4 protein-coding genes and 1 tRNA gene are annotated in these 5,782 nt (G+C 65.9%); 4 read left to right on the top strand and 1 reads right to left on the bottom strand.

All coding sequences use genetic code 11. The features are described from left to right. Nucleotides 1-413: squalene/phytoene synthase family protein (locus AC1DU6_RS18035; protein WP_477858693.1), on the bottom strand; the 413-nt coding region annotated here is incomplete at its 3' end. A gap of 132 nt (nucleotides 414-545) precedes the next feature. Between AC1DU6_RS18035 and AC1DU6_RS18030 the strand changes: the two genes are divergently transcribed. The 4 genes from AC1DU6_RS18030 to tig all read left to right on the top strand — a co-directional run. Beyond that, nucleotides 546-1,676, top strand: coding sequence for an efflux RND transporter periplasmic adaptor subunit (locus tag AC1DU6_RS18030; protein WP_056198252.1), 1,131 nt, complete (start codon nucleotides 546-548; stop codon nucleotides 1,674-1,676). 12 nt (nucleotides 1,677-1,688) lie between these two features. Then, on the top strand, nucleotides 1,689-4,868 hold the full coding sequence (locus AC1DU6_RS18025; protein ID WP_477858691.1) for an efflux RND transporter permease subunit: 3,180 nt from the start codon (nucleotides 1,689-1,691) through the stop codon (nucleotides 4,866-4,868). 141 nt (nucleotides 4,869-5,009) lie between these two features. After that, nucleotides 5,010-5,096, top strand: a tRNA-Leu gene (locus AC1DU6_RS18020). Nucleotides 5,097-5,125: 29 nt separating this feature from the next. Further along, a partial coding sequence (gene tig, locus AC1DU6_RS18015; protein ID WP_477858689.1) for a trigger factor occupies nucleotides 5,126-5,782 on the top strand: 657 nt, incomplete at its 3' end.

The following is a 5,782-nucleotide window of genomic DNA, read 5'->3' as shown; positions in this document are numbered from 1 at the left end:
GCGTTGTTCACGCCATACAGGCCCAGCAGCAGCCGCCCCACCGGGTTGGCTGAGCGGCGGCAGTAGTCGAGCAACTGCTCGCGGTCGGCGTAACGCGGCGGTGTCAGGTCCTGCTCGAAGGCGTCGAGCAGGTCATGCAGCAGGGGCGGCTGCAGCCGGTGCATTTCTCGCGCCAGCGGTGCGTAGACGTGGGGCCAGCGCGACGACGGTGCCTGGCCGGCCACCACGGCGTCCAGGTCGGCCCGATAGTCGCGCAACGCCTGAGCGCGCTCAGCCGTGGAAGCGTCGCCCTCGTCGGCCAGATCGTCCGCCGTGCGTGCAAAGTGATAGATCGCGACGACTGCCGGCCGCAGCGCGGGCGGGCACAGCACGGAGGCAACAGGAAAGTTCTCGTAGTGGTCGACGCTGCTCAAGCTTTTTCTCAAGTTCCGCTTGCAAAGCCCGGATATGTCAACGAGGTTTGACAGTTGTCACAGGGTCTGAATACATTACTGACCCGCCGGTCATTAAATTTTAGGCCGGCCGTTCCATCTGCCGAGGTCTGCATGCCCCATCTTCTGCGTCTCGCTCCGCCCCTGCTGTCGGCAGCGCTGCTTTTTGCACTGTTGTCAGGTTGTGGCAAGCAGCCCGCCGCTCCCGAGCCGGAACGCGCGGTGCGCACACAACTCGTCAGCGCGGGCGCGGCCAGTGCCAGTCATGAGTATGCGGCCGAGGTGAAGGCGCGAGTCGAATCACGCCTGTCTTTCCGTGTCAGCGGCAAGCTGCTGAGCCGGGCGGTGAATCTGGGCGACACGGTCAAGCCGGGCCAGGTGCTGGCCCGCATCGACGCCCAGGACCTCAGGCTGGCTGAGGCTGCCGCGAGTGCTGCCGTCATGGCCGCGCGCACCAACCGCGATCAGGCCGGCGCCGACTACAAGCGCTTCGTCGACCTGCAGCGCCAGGGCTTCATCAGCGCCGCCGAACTGGAGCGACGCGACTCCGCCTTCAAGGCGGCCCAGGCCCAGCTGGAACAGGCCAAAGCCCAGTCAGATGTGCAGGGCAACCAGTCCGGCTACGCCCAGCTGACGGCCGATGGCGCCGGCGTCGTGACCGGCGTCAACGCCGAGCCCGGCCAGGTGCTTGCGGCCGGCACGCCGGTCGTGAGCGTGGCGCTGGATGGCCCGCGTGACCTCGTCTTTTCAGTGCCCGAGGATCAGGTCGCCCGCGTGAAAGCCGCAGCCGGTGTGGCCGGTGCGCTGAAGGTGCGCCTCTGGGGCGCCGACAAGACCTACCCGCTGACGCTGCGCGAGGTGTCTGCCGCGGCCGATCCGGTCACGCGCACCTTCCTCATCAAGGCCGACGCCGGCAAGCTGGACGTCAGGCTGGGCCAGTCCGCCACCGTCGTGCTGGAGCTGCCGCAGATGGCCGGCGTCATCAAGCTGCCCCTCGCGGCCGTGCTGCAGCAAAGCGGCAAAAGCTCGGTGTGGGTGCTGGATGGCGCGTCGATGACGGTCAAACCGGTGGCGGTGCAGATCGGGGGCGCCGAAGGCAACGATGTTGTCATCGCCGGCGGGTTGACGGCTGGCCAGGAGGTCGTCGTCGCGGGTGTGCATGTGCTGAACCCGGGCCAGAAGGTCAAGCGCTATGTGCCGCCGCGCACCGTGAATGCGCCGGCGGCCCCTGCGGCCTCACGCTGAGCCGGGGCGCACATGAATTCCCCGATCACCAAGGAACTCCGCGTCGGCGGCTTCAATGTCTCGCGCTGGGCGCTGGAGCATCCGGCCCTGACGCGCTACTTGATGGTGGTGCTGATGCTGATGGGCTTCGTGGCCTATTTCCAGCTAGGCCAGGACGAGGACCCGCCGTTCACCTTCCGCGCCATGGTCATCCAGGCCTTCTGGCCGGGCGCCACGGCCCAGCAGATGGCCGACCAGGTCACCGACAAGATCGAGAAGACGCTGCAGGAGGTGAACCACGCGGACAAGATCCGCTCGTACACCAAGCCCGGCGAGTCGCTGACGGTCTTCCAGGTCAAGGACAACACGCCGCCCAAGGAAGTCGCCGACCTCTGGTACCAGACGCGCAAGAAGATCGGCGACATGCGCAGCTCGCTGCCCGCGGGTGTGCTGGGCCCCGTGTTCAATGACGAGTTCGGCGACGTTTACGGCTCCATCTATGCGCTGTCGGCCGACGGCTTCAGCCGCGAGGAGCTGCGTGAGCACGCCGACCGCGTGCGCCAGGCCCTGCTGCAGGTCAAGGACGTGGCCAAAGTCGAGATCTTTGGCGTGCAGCCCGAGAAGGTCTTCATCGAGATTTCGCAAAAGCGCCTGGCCCAGCTGGGCCTGGATTTCAGCCAGGTCATCAACCAGATCGGCACGCAGAACGCCGTCGAGGGTGCAGGGGTGCTGAACGCCGGCAGCGCCAACTTCCAGGTGCGGGTGCAGGGTCAGTTCACGACGGCCCAGGCCCTGGCCGAGGTGCCCATCCGTGCCATCAACCCGCAGACCGGCGTGGCCAGCCAACTGCGCCTGGGCGACATCGCCACCATCAAGCGCGAGTACGTCGACCCGCCGGCCACCAAGGTGCGCCACCAGGGCAAGGAGGTGCTGGCCCTGGGCGTATCCATGGCCAAGGGGGGCGACATCATCGCGATGGGCAAGGCGCTGAACATCGCGCTCAAGGGCATCGAGCGCGAACTGCCGGCGGGCATCCAGCTCGAGCAGGTGCAGGACCAGCCCAAGGCCGTCACCACCTCCGTCGGCGAGTTCGTGCACGTGCTGATCGAAGCCGTCGTCATCGTGCTGGCGGTCAGCTTCATCGCGCTAGGTTTTCACACCAAACCGCTGCGCATCGACATCTGGCCCGGCCTGGTCGTGGGCATCACCATCCCCTTGGTGCTGGCCATCACCTTCACGACGATGTTCTATTGGGGCGTCGGCCTGCACAAGATCTCGCTCGGGTCGCTGATCATCGCGTTGGGCCTGCTGGTGGACGACGCCATCATTGCCGTCGAGATGATGGTGCGCAAGCTCGAAGAGGGCTACGACAAGATGCACGCCGCCACTTTCGCCTACGACGTGACGGCCATGCCCATGCTSACCGGCACGCTGATCACGGCSGTSGGCTTCCTGCCSATCGGTCTGGCCAAGTCGACGGTGGGTGAATACACCTTCGCGATCTTTGCGGTGACGGCCGCGTCGCTGATCATCTCCTGGGTCGTCTCGGTCTATTTCGTGCCCTATCTCGGCGCCTTGCTGCTGAAGAGCAAACCGGCGGCGGACGGCGAAGTGCATGAGCTCTTCGATACGCCCTTCTACAACCGCTTCCGCGGTGTGGTGCGCTGGTGCGTGGAGAACCGCTGGAAGACCATCGCCATCACGCTGCTCGTGTTCGCGCTCGGGATCTTCGGCATGGGCAAGGTGCAGCAGCAGTTCTTCCCCGATTCGAGCCGCCCCGAGGTGCTCGTCGACCTCTGGCTGCCCGAGGGTTCGACCATCCAGGAGACGGAGCTTCTCGCCAAGCGCTTCGAGGCGCGCATGCTCAAGGAGCCAGGCATCGCCAGCGTGACGAGCTGGGTCGGCTCCGGTGTGCCGCGCTTCTATTTGCCGCTGGACCAGATCTTCCCGCAGGCCAACGTCACGCAGTCCATCCTGCTGCCCAAGGACCTGACGGCGCGCGAGGAGTTGCGCAAGCGCTTGCCGGCCGTGCTGGCCGAGGAGTTCCCGGAGGCGCGCGGCCGCGTCAAGCTGCTGCCCAATGGCCCGCCGGTGCCCTACCCGGTGCAGTTCCGCGTGACCGGTGCCGACCCCAAGATCGTGCGCGACTGGGCCGACAAGGCCAAGGACATCCTGCGCACCAGCCCCAATATGCGCGGCGTCAATGACAACTGGAACGAGAACGTCAAGATGCTGCGCCTCAAGGTCGACCAGGACAAAGCGAGGGCGCTGGGCGTCACGAGCCAGAGCCTGGCGCAGTCGGCGCGCACCCTGCTGTCGGGCAGCGTCATCGGCCAGTACCGTGAAGCGGACAAGCTGGTCGACATCGTGCTGCGCCAACCGCTGGACGAGCGCGCCGTCATCACCGACATCGCCAACGCCTATGTGCCGACCAGCACCGGCCGCTCCATTCCGCTGACGCAGATCGCCAAGGTCGAGTTCGACTGGGAGCCTGGCGTCATGTGGCGCGAGGGCCGTCTCTACGCCGTCACGGTGCAGGGCGACGTCGCCGAGGGCCTGCAGGGCGCAACGGTGACCAAGGAGGTCTGGCCCCAGCTCGACGAACTGCAGAAGAAGATGCCGGTCGGCTACGGCATCCAGATCGCGGGTGCCGTGGAGGAAAGCAGCAAGGGCACAGGCTCGATCGGCGCGGGCGTGCCGATCGCGCTCTTCATCATGCTGACGCTGCTGATGCTCCAGCTGCACAGCTTCGTCCGCGCGGCACTGGCATTCCTGACGGGCTTCTTCGGTATCGCCGGCGTTGCGTTCGCGCTGTTGGTGCTGAACCGACCGTTTGGCTTTGTCGCCTTGCTGGGCGTGATCGCACTGTTCGGGATGATCATCAGAAATTCCGTGATCCTCATCGACCAGATCGAGCAGGACCGTGCCCGAGGTGTGCCGGATTGGTCGGCCGTCGTGGAGTCGGCTGTGCGGCGTTTCCGTCCTATCGTGCTGACGGCCGCCGCGGCGGTGCTGGCCATGATTCCGTTGTCGCGCAGCGTCTTCTGGGGGCCGATGGCCGTGGCCATCATGGGCGGGCTCATCGTCGCAACTGCGTTGACACTGCTCGCGCTGCCGGCGATGTATTCCGTGGTCTTTCGCGTCATGCGCCCTGAGGAGCACAGCCGGCTGCACAGCCGCTTCGTTGACAGCGAAATTCCTGGCCAGGCCTGACGAGGCGCAAGCCTTTTCGTCAGGGTTTTGCCGCCCCGTGGACCGGGGCGGCGGGCAAGCCACGCAGGATCGCTACAATCGCCGGTTTGCCGAATCGCCTACGGGGTTGCTCTTGAGCAACCCAATCAGAACCAACCCGTTGCGCGGGTGGCGAAATTGGTAGACGCACCAGGTTTAGGTCCTGACGCCTTCACGGGCGTGCCGGTTCGAGTCCGGCCCCGCGCACCACTGTCAACAACCGTTCTCCCGAGTCCATCATGGCCGTCACCGTCGAAACCCTGGAAAAGCTGGAACGTCGCATCACCTTGCACGTCGCGGCCGCTGAGATCAACAGCGAAGTCGAAGCCCGCCTGAAAAAGCTGGCCCGCACCGTCAAGGCCGACGGCTTCCGTCCCGGCAAGGTGCCGATGAACGTCGTCGCCCAGCGCTATGGCTACTCGGTGCAGTACGAAGTCGTCAACGACAAGCTCGGCGCCGCCTTCAACAACGCCGCCAACGAGGCCCAGCTGCGCGTCGCTGGCGCGCCGCGCATCGAGCAGAAGAACGAAGCGCCTGAAGGCCAGATGGCCTTTGACGCGACCTTCGAGATCTACCCTGAAGTCAAGATCGGTGATCTGGCGGCTGCGGAAGTCGAACGCGTCACCAGCGACGTGACCGATGAAGCCATCGACAAGACCATCGAGATCCTGCGCAAGCAGCGCCGCAGCTTCGCCCAGCGCCCGGCGGCCGACGTGGCCCAGGTTGGGGACCGCGTCACTATCGACTTCGAAGGCAAGATCGACGGCGAGCCCTTCGCCGGCGGCAAGGCCGAGGGTTTTCAGTTCCTGATCGGCGAAGGCCAGATGCTGGAGCAGTTCGACGCCGCCGTGCGCGGCATGAAGTCGGGCGAGAGCAAGACCTTCCCGCTGCAGTTC

The organism is Roseateles sp. P5_B10, assembly GCF_056400485.1.
This window is presented reverse-complemented; position numbering and strand designations above follow the sequence as displayed.